At 64.6% G+C, this 21,507-nt stretch carries 15 protein-coding genes and 1 riboswitch; of the genes, 14 read left to right on the plus strand and 1 reads right to left on the minus strand.

Annotation, left to right across the window (positions count from 1 at the left end; translation table 11 throughout):
• Positions 1-9 precede the first annotated feature (9 nt).
• The 9 genes from ftsH to HMPREF3227_RS09285 all read left to right on the plus strand — a co-directional run bounded on the left by ftsH (position 10) and on the right by HMPREF3227_RS09285 (position 8,427).
• The gene (ftsH, locus tag HMPREF3227_RS09245) at positions 10-2,466 is read left to right on the plus strand and encodes an ATP-dependent zinc metalloprotease FtsH (RefSeq protein WP_066512429.1); all 2,457 of its coding nucleotides are present in this window, start codon (positions 10-12) and stop codon (positions 2,464-2,466) included.
• On the plus strand, positions 2,459-3,121 hold the full coding sequence (gene folE / locus HMPREF3227_RS09250) for a GTP cyclohydrolase I FolE (RefSeq protein ID WP_082723330.1): 663 nt from the start codon (positions 2,459-2,461) through the stop codon (positions 3,119-3,121). The genes ftsH and folE overlap by 8 nt, the downstream gene beginning before the upstream one ends.
• Before the next feature lie 92 nt (positions 3,122-3,213).
• Positions 3,214-4,158 (plus strand): dihydropteroate synthase, encoded by a 945-nt coding sequence (gene folP / locus HMPREF3227_RS09255; protein ID WP_066492926.1) that lies wholly within the window; start codon positions 3,214-3,216, stop codon positions 4,156-4,158.
• A complete protein-coding gene (gene folB, locus HMPREF3227_RS09260) occupies positions 4,158-4,529 on the plus strand; it encodes a dihydroneopterin aldolase (RefSeq protein ID WP_066512430.1) in 372 nt (123 codons plus the stop codon). The genes folP and folB overlap by 1 nt, the downstream gene beginning before the upstream one ends.
• Positions 4,530-4,532: 3 nt before the next feature.
• Positions 4,533-5,018 carry a 2-amino-4-hydroxy-6-hydroxymethyldihydropteridine diphosphokinase gene (gene folK / locus HMPREF3227_RS09265; protein WP_066512434.1) on the plus strand — a complete coding sequence of 162 codons (486 nt, stop codon included), beginning with the start codon at positions 4,533-4,535 and terminating at the stop codon, positions 5,016-5,018.
• Complete coding sequence (locus HMPREF3227_RS09270; protein ID WP_066512440.1) at positions 5,019-5,489, plus strand: DUF3180 domain-containing protein; 471 nt, start codon at positions 5,019-5,021, stop codon at positions 5,487-5,489.
• A gap of 275 nt (positions 5,490-5,764) precedes the next feature.
• The gene (locus HMPREF3227_RS09275; RefSeq protein ID WP_066512442.1) at positions 5,765-6,904 is read left to right on the plus strand and encodes a DUF6779 domain-containing protein; all 1,140 of its coding nucleotides are present in this window, start codon (positions 5,765-5,767) and stop codon (positions 6,902-6,904) included.
• Entirely contained in the window at positions 6,905-7,573 is a 669-nt protein-coding gene (locus HMPREF3227_RS09280) for a 6PGD fold domain-containing protein (protein WP_066512449.1), read from the plus strand.
• Entirely contained in the window at positions 7,570-8,427 is an 858-nt protein-coding gene (locus HMPREF3227_RS09285; RefSeq protein ID WP_066512452.1) for a pantoate--beta-alanine ligase, read from the plus strand. The genes HMPREF3227_RS09280 and HMPREF3227_RS09285 overlap by 4 nt, the downstream gene beginning before the upstream one ends.
• Before the next feature lie 76 nt (positions 8,428-8,503).
• On the opposite strand, the gene HMPREF3227_RS09290 is transcribed toward HMPREF3227_RS09285, so the two are convergent.
• Positions 8,504-9,478, minus strand: coding sequence for a cell envelope lipid trafficking protein PgfA (locus HMPREF3227_RS09290; protein WP_066512455.1), 975 nt, complete (start codon positions 9,476-9,478; stop codon positions 8,504-8,506).
• A gap of 418 nt (positions 9,479-9,896) precedes the next feature.
• On the opposite strand from HMPREF3227_RS09290, the gene HMPREF3227_RS09295 reads away from it, so the two are divergent.
• The 5 genes from HMPREF3227_RS09295 (at position 9,897) to HMPREF3227_RS09315 (ending at position 21,433) form a co-directional block, all read left to right on the plus strand.
• Positions 9,897-13,394 carry a DNA-directed RNA polymerase subunit beta gene (locus tag HMPREF3227_RS09295; protein ID WP_066492948.1) on the plus strand — a complete coding sequence of 1,166 codons (3,498 nt, stop codon included), beginning with the start codon at positions 9,897-9,899 and terminating at the stop codon, positions 13,392-13,394.
• Between the two features lie 178 nt (positions 13,395-13,572).
• Positions 13,573-17,565, plus strand: coding sequence for a DNA-directed RNA polymerase subunit beta' (locus HMPREF3227_RS09300; protein ID WP_066492949.1), 3,993 nt, complete (start codon positions 13,573-13,575; stop codon positions 17,563-17,565).
• Between the two features lie 924 nt (positions 17,566-18,489).
• Positions 18,490-18,635, plus strand: a riboswitch (TPP riboswitch).
• Positions 18,625-19,254 (plus strand): ECF transporter S component, encoded by a 630-nt coding sequence (locus HMPREF3227_RS09305; protein WP_066492950.1) that lies wholly within the window; start codon positions 18,625-18,627, stop codon positions 19,252-19,254. Its footprint overlaps the riboswitch before it by 11 nt.
• 21 nt (positions 19,255-19,275) lie before the next feature.
• Positions 19,276-20,670 carry an ABC transporter ATP-binding protein gene (locus tag HMPREF3227_RS09310; RefSeq protein ID WP_066492952.1) on the plus strand — a complete coding sequence of 465 codons (1,395 nt, stop codon included), beginning with the start codon at positions 19,276-19,278 and terminating at the stop codon, positions 20,668-20,670.
• Positions 20,663-21,433 carry an energy-coupling factor transporter transmembrane component T family protein gene (locus HMPREF3227_RS09315; protein ID WP_066492953.1) on the plus strand — a complete coding sequence of 257 codons (771 nt, stop codon included), beginning with the start codon at positions 20,663-20,665 and terminating at the stop codon, positions 21,431-21,433. The genes HMPREF3227_RS09310 and HMPREF3227_RS09315 overlap by 8 nt, the downstream gene beginning before the upstream one ends.
• The last annotated feature ends 74 nt before the right edge of the window (positions 21,434-21,507 follow it).

Raw genomic sequence — 21,507 nt, forward strand, 5'->3', positions numbered from 1 at the left:
CTCTTCTTAATGAAAAATTCCAGCATCGTCCGCTACGGCGCGATCGCGGGCCTCGTGCTCATCGCGCTGTACGCGTTTACGTTCTTTACTAATGACTCGCGTTCCTACATGCAGGTCGACACCTCCGTGGCGTTGACCCAATTGCAGGACAAGAATGTCGCGGAAGCCCAGATCGATGACCGCGAGCAGCAGGTTCGTCTCAAGCTGCGCGAACCCGTCAGGGTCGAGGAGCGCGACGGCGTCGAAGAGGTCATCGCCAAGTACCCGGCCCGCGCCACCGAGCAGGTCTTCAACGCCGTGAAGGATTCCGGCGCGGAGAAGTACCAGACCAAGGTGACGCAGGAGTCCTTCATCGGCTCGATGATTTCTTTCATCCTGCCCATGCTCATCGTCTTCGGTCTGCTCTTCTTCTTTATGTCGCGCATGCAGGGCGGCGCCGGTGGCCTGTTCGGCATTGGCGGCTCCAAGGCCAAGGAGCTCACCAAGGACATGCCCACCAACACGTTTGAGGACGTGGCCGGTGCGGACGAGGCCGTGGAAGAGCTCATGGAGATCAAGGACTTCCTCGAGGACCCGGAACGCTACCACGCGCTCGGCGCGAAGATTCCGCGCGGCGTCCTGCTCTACGGCCCTCCGGGCACCGGTAAGACACTGCTCGCGCGCGCCGTCGCAGGCGAGGCGGGCGTGCCGTTCTTCTCCATCTCGGGCTCTGACTTCGTGGAGATGTTCGTCGGTGTCGGTGCCTCCCGCGTGCGCGACCTGTTCAAGCAGGCCAAGGCGCAGTCGCCGTGCATCGTCTTCATTGACGAGATCGACGCCGTGGGTCGTTCTCGCGGTGGCGCTAGTACCGGCGGCGGCCACGATGAGCGCGAGCAGACTTTGAACCAGCTCCTCGTGGAGATGGACGGCTTCGGCGACCGCGAAGGCGTCATCCTCATCGCGGCGACCAACCGCCCGGACGTCCTCGACCAGGCGCTGCTGCGCCCGGGCCGCTTCGACCGCCAGATCCCGGTGACCAACCCGGATCTTGCCGGCCGCGAGAAGATTCTCGAGGTCCACGCCAAAGGTAAACCTTTGGCGAAAGATGTCGACGTCAAGCAGCTGGCCAAGCGTACCGCCGGTATGTCCGGCGCGGACCTGGCGAACGTCCTCAACGAGGCGGCGCTGCTCACGGCGCGCATCGGCGGAAATGTCATTACGGCGGACGCGTTGGAAGAGGCCACGGACCGCGTGGTGGGCGGCCCGCGCCGCCAGTCCAAGATCATCTCCGAGCACGAGAAGAAGGTCACCGCGTACCACGAGGGCGGCCACACGCTCGCCGCGTGGGCGATGAAAGACATCGAGCGCGTGTATAAGGTGACCATCCTCGCGCGTGGTCGCACCGGCGGCCACGCCATGACGTCCCAGGAAGACGACAAGGGCATGTACACGCGCGACGAACTCTTCGCGCGCCTCGTCTTCGCCCTGGGCGGGCGTGCCGCGGAGGAGCTCGTCTTCGGCGCGCCTACCACGGGTGCGTCCTCGGATATCGAGAACGCCACGAAGATCGCGCGTGCCATGCTCACCGAGTACGGCTTTAGCCCGGAGCTTGGCACCGTGAAGTACGGTCAGGAACAGGGAGACCCGTTTGCCTACGGTGGGGCCGGCGGCTCCATCGAGTACTCGGACGACGTCGCCAAGCGCATCGACGAGCAGATGCACTACCTGCTCGACCGTGCGCACGAACAGGCCTACGCCATCCTTGCGGAGCACCGCGATTACCTGGATAAGCTGGTGGAGCTGCTCCTCGAAAAGGAGACGCTGCGCCGCCCGGACCTCGAGGGCGTCTTCGACGGCATCGTGCCGCGCGAGTCCTTCGACGTCTTCGAGGGCGAAGACGAGCGCTTCCCGCAGCAGGCTGGCCGCGAGCCCATTAAGACTCCGGTCGAGCTTGCCGAAGAGCGCGGCGAGGTGCTGCCCAAGCGCCGCACCCTGCTCGACGCCACTCGCGCCGCACGCGAGCGCCGCCTGGCCGGCAAGGTTCTGGCCGTCGGCGACGACGAGGAATACGGCTTTAACTTCGGCCGCGACGCCGGCGATATCGTCGACGATTACACCGAGGGCACCGAGCCCGAGTCCACCCAAGAGCCGATCGAGCTTGCCGATGCCCCCGCCGCGCCGGCACCGGAGGCTCCCGCGCCCGAGGCTTCCGCTTCGGAGCCGTCCACGGTTGCCTCCGAGCCGGAGGTTGTTGAGCCTTCGGAGCCGGTGAAGCCGAGCCCGAGCACCGATAAGACGACGGAGATTCCGGTCGTGCGCGACGCCGCGCCGCGGGGTCGCCACCACAAGCCGAGCGCTGAGGACGCGCAGCCGGAAGAGACCAAGGAGCTTCCGCGCGACTGGGCACGCCCGTGGGGCAGCCAGGACGCGCCGAAGAATCCATACGCCGATGGCTCCGCGGACAGCAAGGGAGAGAAGAATGACTAATCCGGAGGCTACCGCTGGGAGCGACGCCCTGACCGAGGCCCTGACCGACGCAGCGGAGGGCGGCGCGACCCCGGACATCCCGGCGGTGCGTGCGTTCGACCAGGAGCGCGCGGAGGCCGCGGTGCGTGAGCTGCTCATTGCGGTGGGCGAAGACCCGGACCGCGAGGGTCTGCAGGAAACGCCGGCGCGAGTGGCGCGGGCGTACCGCGAGACGTTCGCGGGCCTGCATGAGGACCCGACGGCGGTGCTGGCGAAGACGTTCGCGGAGGGCCACCAGGAGCTCGTGCTCGTGCGTGATATCCCGATTTATTCGACGTGCGAGCATCACTTGCTGCCGTTCTACGGCAAGGCGCACATCGGGTACATCCCGGGCAAGGACGGCCACGTGACCGGCCTGTCGAAGCTGGCGCGTTTGGCGGATATGTACGCTAAGCGCCCGCAGGTGCAGGAGAGGCTCACGAGCCAGATTGCGAACGCGCTCATGGACAAGCTCGGCGCGCAGTCGGCCATCGTGGTCATCGAGTGCGAGCACTTGTGCATGGCGGCGCGCGGCATCCGTAAGCCGGGCTCGACCACGACGACCTCGGCGGTGCGCGGCGGCTTTAAGAAGAACGCCGCCTCGCGCGCGGAAGTGATGAGCCTTATCCGCAGTTAATCCCAGGCGGCCGGACGCGTGAGCGTGTGGCCGCTTTTAAGTACATGCAGTGCGACGTGAATGCTTTGACAGCTTTGAACGAAAGGAAGAACATGCAGCCGGCAGCCCGCGTGAGTGATGTGAGTGTCCCGGGGAGGACGTTGGTCATGGGAATCGTCAACGTCACGGAGGACTCGTTCTCCGATGGCGGGCGATGGTTAAACCACGAGACGGCGATTGCGCACGCGCGCGAGCTCGTCGCGGCGGGCGCGGACATGATCGACGTGGGCGGTGAGTCCACGCGTCCGGGCGCGGTGCGCGTGGAGGAGCGCGACGAGATCGAGCGCGTCGTGCCGGTGATCGAGGCGCTGCATGCGGAGGGTATTCGCACGTCTGTGGACACCATGCGTGCGGCGACGGCGGCCGCGGCGGCTGCAGCGGGCGTGGATATGGTCAACGACGTCTCGGGCGGCCTCGCGGATCCGGAGATGTTCGCCGCGATGGCGGATGCGGGCCGGACGGTGTGCCTCATGCACTGGCGGACTGAGAAGTTTGGCTCCGCGGCGGGCACCGCGAACCACGGCGGGGATGTCGTGCGCGATGTGCACCAGGTCTTCGACGAACTCGTCGCGGCCGCGGTAAAGGCGGGCGTGCGCGAGGACGCGATTGTGCTCGACCCGGGTTTGGGGTTTGCGAAGAGCCCACAGGATAACTGGGCGCTGCTCCACGCGCTGCCGGAATTCCTGGACGGACCGTTCCCGTTGCTCGTGGGAGCCTCGCGCAAGCGCTTCCTCGCCGCCGTGCGTGCGGACCGCGGCGCGGAGTCCAATCCGCTGCTTGCAGACCCGGCGACGGCGGCGGTGACGGCGATTTCGGCGCACCTCGGCGCGTGGGGCGTGCGCGTCCACGAGGTGGGTGCCTCGCGCGATGCCGTGGATGTGGCGGCAGCCTGGGCGCGGGGGAAGGACTACGCGGGAGGAGAGGGGGCATCGGGAAGCTATGCGAACGGTGCGGACCACGGGACAGTAGCAACGACGGCGCTAGGAAAGGCGAAATAATGGCAGACCGTATTGAACTCACCGGCCTGGAGTGCTTCGGCTACCACGGTGTCTTTGACGAGGAGAAGCGCACGGGGCAGCCGTTTATCGTGGATATCACGTGCTGGCTCAACTTTGCGGAGGCGGCGGCGGACGATGACCTCACAAAGACCATCAATTACGCGGAGCTCGCAGAGGTCGCGGCGGAGGTCGTGGAGGGACCTGCGCGGGACCTCATCGAGACGGTCGCCACGGACGTGGCCAATGCCGCCATGCGACGCTTTGAAGAGCTTTATGCTGTAGAGGTCACCATTCATAAACCCAAGGCGCCCATCCCGCGCACGTTTGGCGATGTCGCGGTCGTGGCGCGCCGTTCCCGAAAGGGGAAGTAAAGCATGCGCGCAGTCCTGTCTATCGGGTCCAACATGGACGATCGCGTGGCGCTGCTGCGCAGCGTCTTTGACGAGTTCGCCGGCCAGATTGTGGCGGCCTCGCCGGTCTATGCCACCCCGCCGTGGGGCGTGGAGAACCAAGACGAGTTCTTGAATGCCGTGCTCATCGTCGAGGTTGAAGAAACGCCGCTCGGTCTGCTGCGTCGTGGCCAGCGCCTCGAGGCGGCGGCGGAGCGCAAGCGCATCCAGAAGTGGGGTCCGCGCACGCTGGACGTGGACATCGTGGACATCTCGTCGTTTACGTCGACGGACCCGCGCCTTGTGGTTCCGCACCCGTATGCCCGCGAGCGCGCCTTCGTGCTCGTGCCGTGGCTGGCGGCGGATCCTGATGCGACGCTGGCGGGCACCCCGCTAGACACGCTTATCGCGGATCTTGACCCAGAAGAGGTCGCTGCCATTCGTCCCTTGGGGCCCATCGAGGAGCTCTAGATGCAACGTACGTCTTTGCCTGCGCTTAGTGGCACCGCCGTGTTTGTGGCGGCCGCCGTCGCCATCGTTATCCCGCGGCTCTACGGCTACATGGGAACCATCCCGCTCACCGTCTCCATCACGCTGTGGCTCATGGCCATTGTGTGCGCGGTGCTGGCGTGGCGCGTGCGCGAAGCAAAGAAGGACGATACGCACGGCATTGGGCTGGATACCTCGCAGCTCAACCCCATGACGATTACCAACTTCATGCTGCTGGGCAAGGCGTCCGCGTGGACCGGCGCCATCGTGGGCGCGGCGTATGCGGGCGTGGCCGTGTACGTCATTCCGCATGCCCACGAGCTCGTGGCTGCGGCCGAGGACGTCCCCGGTGTTCTCGCCAGCCTGCTGGGCGGCGCTGCCATGGCGGTGGCTGGCGTTGTCCTCGAACGCTACTGCGAGGTACCGCCGCCCGCGGATGGGGCGGCGGCGTAGACACCTAGCGCAGGACGTCACGCTCGGTGCGGGTGAGGACCTCGACGGCCTTGTGCTGGACCGCGTTGTGTGCCTGGAACCTGCGTCGGTGAGACGCACGACCACGAAGCGTCCGCGAATGGGGGTGCATCCCCGTGTGTGGGCACGCCCGGCTCAAGGGCACTGTGGGGGAGGAAACGCGGTAGGGTTTAAGGCTTAGGACATGCGCGTAGGCCCTGCCATCCATGCGGGTGGGGCGTGCGGGCACGAAGGACGCACACGGTAGGTTGGTGACCATGACTTCCACACAGCAGCAGGAATTCCCGGACAAAGACGGCGCGCAGTCCGCGCCCGAGTCCGGAACCGCGACCACCCGCGCACACTGGGCGCTCATTGCGCTCGTGGTCCTCGCCGTCGTCGCGACCATCTTGATGCTGATCTCGGGCTCTGCCGCAGCGATGAAGCTCGCGCTCGTCGCCGCGTTGTGGGCCGCCGTGCTGGGCTTCTTCCTCGTTACCCGCTACCGCCGCGAGACCGCGCAACGCGAGCAGGAGCTCGTCCTGCGCGAGGAGCTCTACACCGCCGAGCTGGATAAGCTCCGCGCCGAGAAGTCCGCGCTTGAGGGCGCCACGCCTGGCGATTCGGAGCTGCTTGCCGATATCAAGCACGAGCTGCAACAGATCCGCACGCAGCTTGAGGAGCTCTCCGGCCGCGACTTCACCTACGAGCCGGCCGCTCTCTACGCCGAGGCCCGCCGCATTGCGGAGATTGAGTACAAGGTCGGCGCGACGGAGGAGCCCAAGGTCGCCTTCACCCAGTCTTCCGCGGGTGCGCCGTCTGCCGATGCCATCGCGGGCCGCGTCGGCACCCAGCCCAGCGCCAGCTCGCGCCACGACAACCCGCTCTCCGAGCTCATCCGCGAGCGCGAGGCCGCCGGCACCGATACTCCGACCCGTCGCCACGGTGCGCATGAGGCACCGGAGACTGCTGCTGCTTCATCTGCATCCGCATCCGCGCCTCAGGCGGACACTGCGTCGAAGCCTCAGGCCGCGTCCGCGGCGTCCTTCGTTTCTGAGCAGACGCCGCACGCGCCGACGTTCTCTACGCAGCGCAGCCCCGAGTCGACCTTTAGCACCGGTTCCTTCCAGGCCGTGCGCTGGGACCAGGGCGGCGTGGACACGAACGTGACGCCGAAGGCCTCCACCACGGCGCATTCCGCGGCGAAGAAGACGGAGCCGGCCACGGCGCAGGACGCCAAGGCCGCAGACGCTGCACAGGATGCCGGGCAGGACTCAGCGCAGGACTCAGCGCAGGACGCGAAGAAGGCTGACGCTGCGGCCGCTGCGGGACGCCGTGGCCGTCGCCGCAGCGACGCTGGCCGCGAGGGCGCGGTCTCCGTGGCGGAGCTCATGGCCCAGATGAAGAAGGGGAAGTAGATGCCCGCACCGCGCATGCGGATTGGGATCTTCGGTGACTCGGCGGCGGGCCAGGAGCTAGCGGCCGGGCTGGCTGCGGCTGGGCACGCGCTCGTGCGCATTGACGCCCTCACGGATTGTGCGGAAGTCGAGGCACTCATCCTCGCTATCCACGCGACGCAGCTGCCGCGCGCTGTCGAGGCCGTGGAGACCTACATCGCGAACGGGCAGATCGTTATTCACACCGCGCTCGCCGCAGGTGTGCAGGTCCTCGACCCGTTGGAGACGCGCGGCGCCGTGGTCGTGGCGGCCGCACCCGTGAGCGTGAATCGCTGGGCCGTGACGACGCTCGATGAGCTCGGGGAGACCATCGCCGGGCTGCTGCTCGGAGAGATGGGCGCGACCGCCATCGCGAAGACCGATGCGGAGCGTGCGACGTTGGCCAGCCGGGTCGCGTATGCGAAGATGCTCGCGCGGCTCACCGCGGATGCGCGCCGGGAGGTCGAGCTCCTCATGGACGAGGAGACTCAGCCGGGCGCGGACATTGACCCTGCGGAGGTCATTGATGGCTACGGCTACATTCACGAGCCGGGTCTGCGGCGCTCCTACTTGGAGGTCGCGCGGCGCTTCGGCGAGGTCGAAGAGGCTGAGGATATTGAGATGTGGGCACTACAGGAGGAAAACAGATGAGCTTCGAATTGGGCGTGGCGACGGTCCTCGACGACGAGTCTCGCGTCGCGTTGGTTGCGCGGGCCTATAAAAAGCTGGGCAAGCCCATCGTCCTTGTCCCCCTGGGTTCTGGCATTCACGCAGGCCACGTGGCGCTCGTCCGAGCGGCCGAGGCCATTCGTGGCGGCATCGTCATTGTTGCGGTGGAAACGCTGGGAGAGGGTGACCAGGAGCTGCTCGCGCGCGAAGGCGTCGACGTCGTGTGGGTCTACGTCCCGGACGCGCCGCGCACGCTTGTCCTGCCCGTCGACCACGGCCTGGAAAACACGACAGAACTCGCGACGTCGCTCATGCGCGCGCTGCGGCTCATCAATGCCGTGGGCGCGACGGACGTCGTGGCGGGGGAGAAAGACTACGAGGAGCTGCTCGCGCTCAACGCGGCGCTCCACGATCTGCACCTGGGCGTGCGCCTGCAGGGCGTGCCTACGGTCCGTATGCCGGACGGGGTGGCGATGAGCCTGCGCAACGCGGGCGTGGCCGAGGACGCGCGCGAGCAGGCGGAGGCGCTCTCGGCGGCGCTCACCGCTGGGGCCCATGCCGCGGAGCACGGCGCGGAGGCTGTCCTCGACGTGGCGCGCTCCGTGCTCGGGGCGGCCGGGGTGGAGCCCGAGTACCTCGAGGTCCGCGGCCGTGACTTGGGACCGGCGCCGGAACAGGGTGACGCCCGCCTCCTTGTCGCGGCGACCGTGGGCGGCGTGCGGCTCATCGACAACGTGGGCCTGCCGCTGGGCATCGGCTTCCGGAATCTCGAGGAATACGAGGCGCAGCAGGAAGCGCAGCGCGAGGCCGCACGCGCCGAAGAAGACCAGGCCTAGCCAGAGCTGGATTTCAGAACAACGAAGCCGTTAGATCCACGCGGATCTGACGGCTTCGTTGTCGTGAGTTTCCTCGCTACTCGGCGGCGGGGGCTGCGGCAGGCTTTGGCTGCTTGGGCGAGCGCGTGCCAAAGACGCCGAAGATGCCCAGGAGTGCGATGAGCGTGATGAGCGCGCCGGCACCGAGGAGGCCCCAGCGGATCCAGTGGATGAGGTTCGTGTGGTGGAACTTCTTGGTCTGCTCGAGGAACGCTTGGGTGTCTTCCTCGGAGATGGAGGAGTTGAACGTGAGTGCGTTCTGGGTCTCCACGCCGTCGTCCTTGGCGTAGAAGTCCTTGATGGATACGTCGAGGTCCACGATCATGCCTGAGACTTTGTCTACGTAGAAGTCACGCTGGGCGGAGTGGAAGAGGTACTCCGTGCCGTCCTCGCCGGAGAGCATGGTCTGATAGGTGTTGTACTTCTTTGCCACGTTCGTGGGCTCGATGTCCTGGTGGTAGCGATAGACGGTGCGCCCATCCATCTCCATCTCTTCTTCGAAGACGGCGGGGGCGGAGTCGCGCAGCGTCTCATCGAATACGTCGTAGGAGGTTTTCTCCGCGCCGGCGGGGAACTTCCACCACAGGCCGGTGACCGGAACGGTGCTGACGGGAGTAGCCATGGTGTGGGACACGGCGGCATCGGCAAGCGCGTCGCCAGTGAGGCGATCGATGGGGTAGGACCAGACCTGCGCGGTGATGAGGCGGTCCTTTTCCTCCTGCAGGCTCGAGCGCATCCACGACGAGCCGACGCGGAGGGTGACCTGCTCGTCATCCGCGGGCTCCTGGAGCGCGACGTGCCATTGCGCGGTGACGGGTACCTGGAGCTGGCGGCCGTCCTGGAGGAGGCGCGTGGTGGCGTTCTCGTCCGTCATTGTCCACGTCGTGTGCTCCAGATCGAGCGGCAGAGTGGGCTCGGCCTCGATGAAGGCCGGAGCGGCGAGACCGGCGGAAAGGCCGGCGACACCTACTCCGAGCAGGAGGGCGGAGGCGACGCGGGAGGTTGGCAACATGGTGTTCCATCCTAGCGGCCGGGCGGTCACGGCTGAAAGTGCCACGGCGGGCCCTGACCGGCGTGTCTTGGATCGGTTCCAGGGGGCGGTGGTATATTTCCGAAGTGCACACCGCATGAGACGGCGCGACGAGAGTCTGCGCCCCGTGCGTGAAGTGAGATGGCCGCCCCGCGCGGTCCAGTACCGCCTTGTCGCACCCATGTGTGGGGCTGGACAATAGGCGGAAATTCAACTATGCTAGTTCGTTGCGCTGGAATCATTTTCAGATGTGCGCTGACACCTTGTACAAAAACCCATTTGACAAGGTGATTTTGTGCTCTTTTCTTACAGTGATTCCACAGCAGACCAATTGCTAAATCTACCAGCGGTTTCGGGCCAATCACAGCAACGGAGTGGTTGAATCCCGGTTCCGCGTGAGGTGCTGGAAGGACCCATCTTGGCAGTCTCGCGCCAGACCAAGTCAGTGGCTAATATTCCCGGAGCCCCGAAGCGTTACTCGTTCGCGAAAATCAGCGAACCCATTTCGCTTCCGGGCCTCCTCGACGTACAAATTGATTCCTACGCCTGGCTCATTGGCACGCCCGAGTGGCGCGCCAAGCAGCAGGAGGAGCGCGGCGCCGACGCCCGCGTGACCAGCGGCCTGGAAGACATCCTGGAAGAGCTTTCGCCCATCCAGGACTACTCCGGCAATATGTCGCTGTCCCTGTCTGAGCCGCGTTTCGAGCCGGTGAAATACACCGTCGACGAATGCAAGGAAAAGGACATTAACTACTCTGCGCCGCTTTATGTGACGGCAGAGTTCATCAACAATGACACCCAGGAGATCAAGACCCAGACGGTGTTCATCGGCGATTTCCCGATGATGACGGAGAAGGGCACCTTCATCGTCAACGGCACCGAGCGTGTCATCGTCTCCCAGCTGGTGCGTTCCCCGGGCGTCTACTTCGACCGCTCCATCGATAAGTCCACGGAGCGTCCGCTCCACGCCGTCAAGGTCATCCCGTCCCGCGGTGCATGGCTCGAGTTCGACGTGGACAAGCGCGACACCGTCGGCGTCCGTATCGACCGCAAGCGTCGCCAGCCGGTGACGGTGCTGCTCAAGGCCCTGGGGTGGACCGAAGAGCAGATCCGCGAGCGCTTCGGCTTCTCCGAGCTCATGATGTCTACCCTCGAGTCCGACGGTGTGTCCAACACCGATGAGGCTCTGCTGGAGATCTACCGCAAGCAGCGCCCGGGCGAGCAGCCCACCCGCGACCTTGCGACCTCCCTGCTGGAGAACTCCTTCTTCCGTGCGAAGCGTTATGACCTCGCTAAGGTCGGCCGTTACAAGGTCAACCGCAAGCTGGGCCTGGGCGGCGACCACGACGGTCTCATGACCCTGACCGAGGAAGACATCGCTGTCACCCTCGAGTACCTCGTGCGCCTGCACGCGGGCGAGCGCGAGATGAAGGCGCCGAACGGCGAGATGATCCCTCTCCACACGGACGACATCGACCACTTCGGTAACCGTCGTCTGCGCACCGTGGGCGAGCTCATCCAGAACCAGGTTCGCGTGGGCCTGTCCCGTATGGAGCGCGTCGTGCGCGAGCGCATGACCACCCAGGATGCCGAGTCCATCACCCCTACTTCGCTGATCAACGTCCGTCCGGTCTCCGCGGCTATCCGCGAGTTCTTCGGTACCTCCCAGCTGTCGCAGTTCATGGACCACAACAACTCGCTGTCTGGTCTCACGCACAAGCGTCGCCTCTCCGCACTGGGCCCGGGCGGCCTGTCGCGTGAGCGCGCCGGCATTGAGGTCCGCGACGTTCACCCGTCGCACTACGGCCGCATGTGCCCGATCGAGACTCCCGAGGGTCCGAACATTGGCCTCATCGGCTCGCTCGCGTCGTACGCACGCGTCAACGCCTTCGGCTTCATCGAGACCCCGTACAACAAGGTCGTTGACGGCAAGATCACCGGCCAAGTCGAGTACCTCACCGCTGATGAAGAGGACCGTTACGCAATTGCGCAGGCCGAGGTCGAGCACGACGCTGACGGCACGATCACCGAAACCCGTATTGAGGTCCGCCTCAAGGACGGCGATATCGGAGTGACCGACGCTTCCGGCGTCGATTACGTGGACGTGTCCCCGCGCCAGATGGTCTCCGTTGCAACGGCCATGATTCCGTTCCTCGAGCACGACGACGCTAACCGCGCCCTCATGGGTGCGAACATGCAGCGTCAGGCTGTGCCGCTGCTGCGCTCCGAGGCCGCGTACGTCGGTACCGGCATGGAGCTGCGCGCGGCCTACGACGCGGGTGACGTCATCATCACCCCGAAGGCCGGCGTGGTCGAGAACGTCTCCGCAGACATGATCACCATCATGGATGACGAGGGTGTGCGTGACACCTACGTCCTGCGCAAGTTCGAGCGCACCAACCAGGGCACGAACTACAACCAGACCCCGCTCGTCTCCCTCGGCGACCGCGTCGAGGCAGGCCAGGTGCTGGCTGATGGTCCGGGTACCCACAACGGCGAAATGTCGCTGGGCCGCAACCTTCTCGTGGCGTTCATGCCGTGGGAAGGCCACAACTACGAGGACGCCATCATCCTCAACCAGCGCGTCGTGGAAGAGGACATCCTGACCTCTATCCACATCGAGGAGCACGAGATCGATGCCCGCGACACCAAGCTCGGTGCCGAGGAAATCACCCGTGAAATCCCGAACGTCTCCGAGGACGTCCTGCGCGACCTCGACGACCGCGGCATCATTCGCATCGGTGCGGACGTCCGCCCGGGCGACATCCTGGTCGGTAAGGTCACCCCGAAGGGCGAGACCGAGCTCACGCCGGAAGAGCGCCTGCTGCGCGCCATCTTCGGTGAGAAGGCTCGCGAGGTCCGCGACACCTCCATGAAGGTTCCGCACGGTGAGGTAGGCAAGGTCATCGGCGTTGCTCGCTTCTCCCGCGAGGATGACGATGAGCTGGCGCCGGGCGTGAACGAGATGATCCGCGTCTACGTCGCTCAGAAGCGCAAGGTCCAGGATGGCGATAAGCTCGCCGGCCGCCACGGCAACAAGGGTGTCGTGGGCAAGATCCTGCCGCCGGAGGATATGCCGTTCATGGAGGATGGCACCCCGGTCGACATCATCCTCAACACCCACGGTGTCCCGCGTCGTATGAACATCGGCCAGGTCCTCGAGGTTCATCTCGGCTGGCTGGCACACGCTGGCTGGAAGGTCGACGTCGACGATCCGGCTAACGCTGACCTGCTGAAGAAGCTGCCGGAGGAGCTTTACGACGTTCCGCCGGAGTCGCTCACCGCAACCCCGGTCTTCGACGGTGCCTCCAACGAGGAGATCTCCCGCCTGCTGGCTTCCTCGAAGCCGAACCGTGACGGCGACGTCATGGTTGATGAGCACGGCAAGGCCCGCCTCTTCGACGGCCGCTCCGGCGAGCCGTACAAGTACCCGGTTTCCGTCGGCTACATGTACATGCTCAAGCTGCACCACCTCGTCGACGAGAAGATTCACGCTCGTTCCACCGGCCCGTACTCCATGATTACTCAGCAGCCGCTGGGTGGTAAGGCTCAGTTTGGTGGCCAGCGCTTCGGCGAGATGGAGGTGTGGGCAATGCAGGCCTACGGCGCTGCCTACACCCTGCAGGAGCTGCTCACCATCAAGTCGGATGACGTCGTCGGCCGTGTCAAGGTCTACGAAGCCATCGTCAAGGGCGACAACATCCCGGATCCGGGCATCCCGGAGTCCTTCAAGGTGTTGCTCAAGGAGCTGCAGTCGCTGTGCCTCAACGTGGAGGTCCTCTCCACCGACGGCACGCCGATGGAACTGTCCGGATCTGATGATGACGACATGGACTCGCCGTCCCTGGGCATTAACCTGTCCCGCGACGAGCGCTCCGACGCCGACAACATCGCGTAAGTTACCGCATTCTGGTCTGGCCTTAAGCTTGCCGATGCCGCCTTCCCGCTACCGCGGTAAGGCGAAAGGTTCCATAAGGAAAGGAACCCATCGGACAAGCCCGGCCGGGCGATACAAAGACACAACTTTTAAGCCATCAATTCCTCAGAAAATTTAGAGGATGAAAGGGAGACATTACGTGTTTGACGTAAATCTCTTCGACGAGCTCCGTATCGGTCTCGCCACTGCTGACGACATCCGTCGTTGGTCCAAGGGTGAGGTGAAGAAGCCGGAAACCATTAACTACCGCACCCTCAAGCCGGAGAAGGACGGCCTCTTCTGCGAGCGCATCTTCGGCCCGACTCGCGACTGGGAGTGCGCCTGCGGTAAGTACAAGCGCGTCCGTTTCAAGGGCATCATCTGCGAGCGCTGCGGCGTTGAGGTGACCAAGTCCAAGGTGCGCCGTGAGCGCATGGGCCACATTGAGCTCGCCGCTCCGGTGACCCACATCTGGTACTTCAAGGGCGTTCCGTCCCGTCTGGGCTACCTGCTCGACATCGCGCCTAAAGATCTTGAGCGCATCATCTACTTCGCTGCCAACATCATCACGTCCGTCGATGAGGAGGCTCGTCACAACGACCAGTCCACTCTCGAGGCCGAGATGCTCCTGGAGAAGAAGGAGATCGAGGACGACGTCAACTCTGAGATCGCAGAGCGCGCCGCGAAGCTCGAAGAGGACCTCGCCGAGCTCGAGGCTGCTGGCGCCAAGGCCGACGCCCGCCGCAAGGTCCAGAACGCTGCCGACAAGGACATGCAGCACATCCGCGAGGACGGCGAGCGCCAGGTCGCACGTCTCGACGAAATCTGGAACACCTTCATCAAGCTTGCCCCGAAGCAGATGATCATCGACGACACGATCTATGAGGAACTCATCGATCGTTACGAGGATTACTTCACCGGCGGCATGGGTGCTGAGGCTATCCAGACCCTCATCCGCAACTTCGACCTCGAGGCCGAGGCCGAGATCCTCCGCGAGATCATCAACAACGGCAAGGGCCAGAAGAAGGTCCGCGCCTTGAAGCGCCTCAAGGTTGTCGCCGCGTTCCTGCGTTCCGGCAACGATCCGGCCGGCATGGTCCTCGACGCTATCCCGGTCATCCCGCCGGAGCTGCGCCCGATGGTCCAGCTTGACGGTGGCCGCTTCGCGACCTCCGACTTGAACGACCTCTACCGTCGCGTCATCAACCGCAATAACCGCCTCAAGCGCATGATTGATCTTGGTGCTCCCGAGATCATCGTGAACAATGAGAAGCGCATGCTGCAGGAGTCGGTCGACGCCCTCTTCGACAACGGCCGCCGCGGCCGCCCGGTCACGGGCCCCGGTACCCGTCCGCTGAAGTCCCTGAGCGACCTGCTCAAGGGTAAGCAGGGTCGTTTCCGTCAGAACCTGCTGGGTAAGCGCGTCGACTACTCCGGTCGTTCCGTTATTATCGTCGGTCCGCAGCTCAAGCTGCACGAGTGTGGTCTGCCGAAGCTCATGGCTCTCGAGCTCTTCAAGCCTTTCGTTATGAAGCGCCTGGTGGAAAACGATTACGCGCAGAACATCAAGTCCGCCAAGCGCATGGTCGAGCGCCAGCGCCCTGAGGTGTGGGACGTCCTCGAAGAGGCCATCTCCGAGCACCCGGTCATGCTCAACCGCGCTCCGACCCTGCACCGCCTGGGTATTCAGGCCTTCGAACCGAAGCTCGTCGAGGGTAAGGCTATCCAGCTCCACCCGCTGGCCTGTGAGGCCTTCAACGCTGACTTCGACGGCGACCAGATGGCAGTCCACCTGCCGCTGTCCGCCGAGGCTCAGGCTGAGGCTCGCGTGCTCATGCTCGCTTCGAACAACATTCTGTCCCCGGCGTCCGGTAAGCCGCTGGCAATGCCGCGTCTGGACATGGTTACCGGCCTGTACTACCTCACCATGGACAAGGGCTCGGACGAGATCGGCGGCGAGGGTCGTTACACGCCGGCTACCACCGATCAGCCGGCTACCGGTATTTTCTCCTCCTACGCTGAGGCTCTCATGGCTCGCGACCGCGGCGTCGTTGGCTTGCAGGCTCCGATCAAGGTGCGTATCTCGCACTTGCGTCCGCCGGCAGACATCGAGGCTGAGCAGTTCCCGGACGGCTGGAACAAGGGTGACACCTGGATGGCTGACACCACCATCGGTCGCATCATGTTCAACGAGCTGCTGCCGTGGAACTACCCGTACCTCGAGGGCGTCATGGTCCGTAAGGGCGGCTCCGATAACAAGGTCCTGCTCGGTGACGTCGTCAACGACCTCGCCAACAAGTACCCGATGATCACCGTTGCTCAGGTGCTGGACAAGATGAAGGACGCTGGCTTCTACTGGGCCACCCGTTCCGGCGTTACCATCACCATGGACGACGTTCTGGTCCTTCCGAACAAGCACGAGATCCTCGAGTCTTACGAGAAGGAAGCTCAGCGCATCGAGCGCAAGTACTACGAGCAGGGTGCGCTTACCGAGCGCGAGCGCTACGACCGCCTTGTCGAGCTGTGGAAGAACGCCACGGACGAGGTCGGTAACGCGGTCGAGAACCTCTACCCGGATGACAACCCGATTCCGATGATCGTGAAGTCCGGTGCTGCCGGTAACATGCGTCAGATCTGGACCCTGGCCGGTATGAAGGGCATGGTCGTGAACTCGCACGGTGACTACATCACCCGTCCGATTAAGACCTCCTTCCGCGAAGGCCTGTCCGTTCTCGAGTACTTCAACAACTCGCACGGCTCCCGTAAGGGCCTGGCCGATACCGCACTGCGTACCGCCGACTCGGGCTACCTCACCCGTCGTCTGGTCGACGTCGCGCAGGACGTCATCGTCCGCGAAGAGGACTGTGGCACCCGCCAGGGCGTTCGCGTCCCGATCGGCGAGGTTTCCGGCGACAAGGTCGTCATGCACGAGCTGTGGGAGACCTCCGCGTCTGGCCGCGTCGTTGCCTCTGACGTGAAGAACGAGGCCGGCGAGGTCATCGCCGAGGCCGGTTCTGACCTCACCGAGGAGCTCACCCAGAAGCTGCTCGACGCTGGCATCACCGACCTCAAGGTCCGCTCCGTGCTTACCTGCCAGACCCCGGCCGGTGTCTGCGCGAAGTGCTACGGCAAATCCATGGCCTCTGGCCAGCTGGTCGACATCGGCGAGGCCGTCGGCATCGTCGCCGCCCAGTCCATTGGTGAGCCGGGTACCCAGCTCACCATGCGTACGTTCCACCAGGGTGGTGTCGGTGGCGACATTACCGGTGGTCTGCCGCGTGTTCAGGAGCTCTTCGAGGCTCGTAACCCGAAGAACCGCGCCCCGATCGCTTCGGTCGACGGCACGATCTCCCTCTCTGATGAGGGCAACTTCTGGACGCTGACCATCACCCCGGACGACGGTTCGGACAATGTGGTCTACGAGAAGCTGTCGAAGCGCCAGGGCCTGGCTCAGGTCCGTCGCCCGATGGAGTCCAACCCGGACGCCATGATTGAGCGCTCTCTGCGCGATGGTGACCACGTCACCACCGGCGAGCGCCTCATGCGCGGTGCGGCTGACCCGCACGACGTCCTCGAGGTCCTCGGTCGCCGTGGTGTTGAGAAGCACCTCATCGACGAGGTTCAGGCCGTCTACCGTACGCAGGGTGTGGCCATCCACGATAAGCACATCGAGATCATCATCCGCCAGATGCTGCGTCGCGGTACCGTCATCGACGCGGGCTCCACGGAGTTCCTGCCAGGCACGCTGGTTGACCTCTCTGAGGCCAAGCAGGTCAACGCCAAGCAGGTCGCCGAGGGCGGCGAGCCCGCCCAGCTCCGTTCGGAGATCATGGGTATCACCAAGGCGTCGCTGGCCACCGAGTCCTGGCTGTCGGCCGCCTCCTTCCAGGAGACGACCCGCGTCCTCACCGACGCCGCTATCAACAAGCGCTCCGATCAGCTCATTGGCCTGAAGGAGAACGTCATCATCGGTAAGCTCATCCCGGCCGGTACCGGTATCTCGCGCTACCGCAACATCACCGTCAAGCCGACGGAGGCTGCCCGCAACGCGGCATACTCCATCCCGACGTACGGTGATTCCATCTACGGCGACGACGGGTTCGGTGAATTCACCGGCGCCTCCGTCCCGCTGGACGAGGACTTCACCTTCTAGTTCTCGCCCCAGCCCTGCCTGGCGCCACTGCCAGGCGGGCCAGCACTTCAAGCTTGGTTTGCTTTAATTTCGCGAAGCCCCGGCTTCCTTCGCCACCGCATGTGGCAGGGAAAGCCGGGGCTTTGTGCTGCGCTGTGACCGAAATAGGGCAGAATTACCATCTTTGGGAATGTCTACTCGCAATAGACATCGATAGTCGACTGATGGGCATGAAGCACTCCGCTGCCATCAAAAGCTGAAGGATGAAGCCAAACGAGGCAGTCTTGAATTTGAGGAAATCGCCCTTACTCGCCATGATGCCTACCGGGAGGGCAACACCACCCGAGCGCTCGGCAGATACCGCGAGATCGACGATGTGACAGCGAAAAAGGTCTTCGGTCAATGTGCGCAGGAACGAGGAAAGGGTGGGTGGAGATAATGGCCAAGACGTACACAGTTACCGCAGAAGGAGGCACGAGTGACGTGTGGGTGCTGGAATGCGCCGAGCTGGGAGCTGTGTCGCAGACTAAGCGACTAGCCCATGCCGCCGACGAGATCCGGGAAACCATGGCCTATTAGGCAGGAGTAAGCCCAGACGAACTCAACATCGTGGTTGAAGTCATTTTCCCCTCCAATAGCGCTGAGCTAAATCCACGCGCGGACAAGCAGCGCGAAGAAGCCGCACGGCTTACGGCTGAGGCGAAAGAAAGCACCCGTAAGCATGCTGTTGCGATGAAAGTCTGGAATGATGGTGCGCGACATGGGCGAAATTCTCAGCGTGTCCTATCAAAGGGCACAAAATCTTGCTAGCGCGTGAAGAAAAACTGTTGCCAGCTATTGCCCCATCCACGTGCTTTCGAGGGAGTGGTGGCTGTTAAGATAAAGATGTTTTCCACCCCATCGCCGGATTTGGCTAAGTGATGGGGGCAAACACCACTTAAATTTCACACGTGACACGGGTGCTCCGCGTAGGCGGGGCTGAGATGCCGCAGCAGCTAGCGAGTGACATGGACTCGCTCAGTGCTGCATCGGCGAACCGTCGAACCTGATCCGGATAATGCCGGCGATAAGGGAGGAATCATGAGCGCGACATCTGCGCCCGCAACCGCTACTACTTCGGCCCCGCGCCGCTCACTGCGCTGGCGCGTGGTGGACATCATTGTCGCCACCGTGCTGGCGGTGGCCTGCGGCCTCATCTTCGTTTTCTGGAACTCTGTGGGCTACGCCTGGTACATGGCCATGGATGCCCTCACGCCGGGCCTAGGCGGCCTGGCCACGGGTATCTGGTTGATTGGCGGCGTGCTGGGCGCGCTCATCATCCGCAAGCCGGGTGCGGCTCTCTACGTTGAGGTGCTCGCGGCATCGGTCTCTGCCGTGATGGGCAGCCAATGGGGCTGGTCCACCATTTACTCGGGCCTCGCCCAAGGCATCGGCATTGAGCTTGTCCTCATCGTTTTCGCATACCGCAGATTCGGCCTGGGCATCGCCATGCTTGGCGGCGCACTCGCCGGTGTTGGCGCGTGGTGCCTTGAGCTGTTTACCTCCGGCAACCTGGCTAAAGGACCGGAGTTCCTCATCATCTACCTGGTCTGCTTGATTATCTCGGGCGCTATCCTGGCCGGCGTCGTCGGCCACCTGCTAACGCGTGCCCTGGCGGCCACGGGTGCTCTCGACCGCTTTGCTGTAGGCCGCGAAGCCCGCGCCAAGTAGCCGCGTAGTTTTTGCTTGTCTATGACGACTCAGATCACCCTGCGCGGCTTCGGGTGGACCCACGCGGGCCGCGCGACCCCCGCATTGGACGATATTGACCTCGACATCGCCCCAGGCGAGCGAGTCTTGTTGTGCGGGGATTCCGGTTCCGGTAAATCCACGCTCTTGGCTGCGCTCGCCGGCGTTCTTGGTGGCGACGAGGACGGGCAGCAAGTAGGCCACCTCACCTTGAACCCGCAGACCCCGGCCGGGCTCGTTCTCCAGGATCCGGAATCGCAGGTTATTGCGGCCACTGTGGGCCGCGACGCGGCATTTGGCTGCGAGAATCTCGGCCTACCGCGCGCGGAGATATGGCCGCGCGTCGAACACGCCCTGGACCTCGTTGGCCTGGATGTGCCGCTTGACCACCCCACCCAACGCCTGTCCGGTGGACAGAAACAGCGCCTGGCGCTCGCCGGAGTCATTGCCATGGGCGCCGGGCTCATCTTGCTTGACGAGCCGACGGCCAACCTCGATCCACAGGGCGCGCGCGACGTGGTCGTGGCCGTCGAGCGGATCGTCCGTGCCACGGGAGCGACGTTGGTCGTGGTGGAACACCAGTATTCCGCGTGGTCCGGCCTGCTGGATCGCGCGGTGCGCCTGGACCGGGGGCGCATCGTCGAAGACGGCGCATACGGAGCGGTGACGGCCGCGCGCGCCGTCACCGGCTTGCCCGTCGCCGTGCCCGCCCCGGCAGATGCCGAGGCCGCGCTGTGGTCGAACAACCTTGTGACGCGTTTCGGCCCGCCCCGCAGTGTGCGTGTCCCGCAGGGGTATTCCACCGTCATCACGGGTGCGAACGGCTCTGGGAAAACCACGTGGTTGATGACCATGGCGGGCCTGCTTCCCAGCTGCGGCGGGGAGATTGGCGTGGCCGAGTCCGTGCGGCGCGGGCTGCGCGGCGAGCCTTCGACGTGGCGCTCGCGCGACCTGGCTCAGCGCCTGGGCGTCGTCTTTCAAAATCCAGAGCACCAGTTCGTCGCCCGCACCGTGGGCGAAGAGATGCGTGTCGGTCCGGGCGTGATGGGTACTTCCGATGCCGCCTCTCAATCGCGCGTGGGCGAGCTCCTCGAGCGCCTGCGGCTTACCCACCTCGTGGACGCAAACCCTTTTACTCTGTCCGGCGGAGAGAAGCGCCGGCTCTCGGTGGCTACGGCGCTCGTCGCCGCGCCGTCCGTGCTGCTGCTTGACGAGCCCACCTTCGGCCAGGATCCCACGACTTTTGCAGAGCTCGTGCGCATGTTGCGTGAGCTCGCGAACGAGGGCACGACGCTGGTCTCCATTACCCACGACCCGTTATTCTTGGCGGCGCTGGGTGACCACCGCGTGACCGTTAGCGCGCACACTGGCCAGGCGGGAGGCAGTACCCATGCCTAACCTCGTACGCGGCGTTAATCCGCTCACGCGCCTGGTGGCGACGTTCCTGGTCACCACACCGATCTTGCTGACCATTGACTGGCTCTCGGCCGCCGTGTCCGTCGCGGTGACGGTGCTTCTCGCTCCGCTGTGCGGGATGAGCTGGTCCCGGCTGGTACGCGCGGCGCTGCCGCTGTGGATCATCGCGCCGCTATCTGGGATATCCATGCTGCTCTACGGCAAGGAGGGCGGTGAGGTCTACTTCTCCTTCTGGCTGGTGACCGTCAGTGAGAATTCCGTGGGACTGGCGGGAGCCATCATGCTGCGTGTCTTTGCTGTCGCGTTGCCGGTGATTGTGCTGGCCCGCGATATCGACCCCACGGAGCTGGGCGACGGCCTCGCGCAAATCTGGCACCTTCCCTCCCGCTTTGTCATCGGCGCAGTCGCCGGCGTGCGCATGCTCACCCTGTTTAAGGATGATTGGGACTCGCTCGCTCGCGCGCGGCGTGCCCGCGGCATCGCGGACGTGGGGCGCATCCGGCACCTAGCCACCATGAGTTTTAGCCTGCTCGTCCTCGCACTGCGCCGCGGCGGCAAGCTCGCCACAGCGATGGAGGCCCGCGGCTTTGGGCGCCCAGCCCCGGGCGGCCGGGTGCGAACGTGGGCGGTGGCCTCGCACCTGCGTGCCCGCGATTGGTGGGTCATGGCCGCAGCCGTGGGGGCGGCGGCATTGCCCGTCATCATTGCGGTGGCCTGCGGAACGTGGCGTCTCTTTGGCCTCTAGCGATAGTTAAGCCGCAGCGCGCGGGGACTTAAGTCCCTTAGACTGGCAGGTACGACTTCCCTGGTGCGGCACCG

Source organism: Corynebacterium sp. CMW7794, assembly GCF_001563605.1.
Lineage (GTDB): Bacteria > Actinomycetota > Actinomycetes > Mycobacteriales > Mycobacteriaceae > Corynebacterium > Corynebacterium phoceense.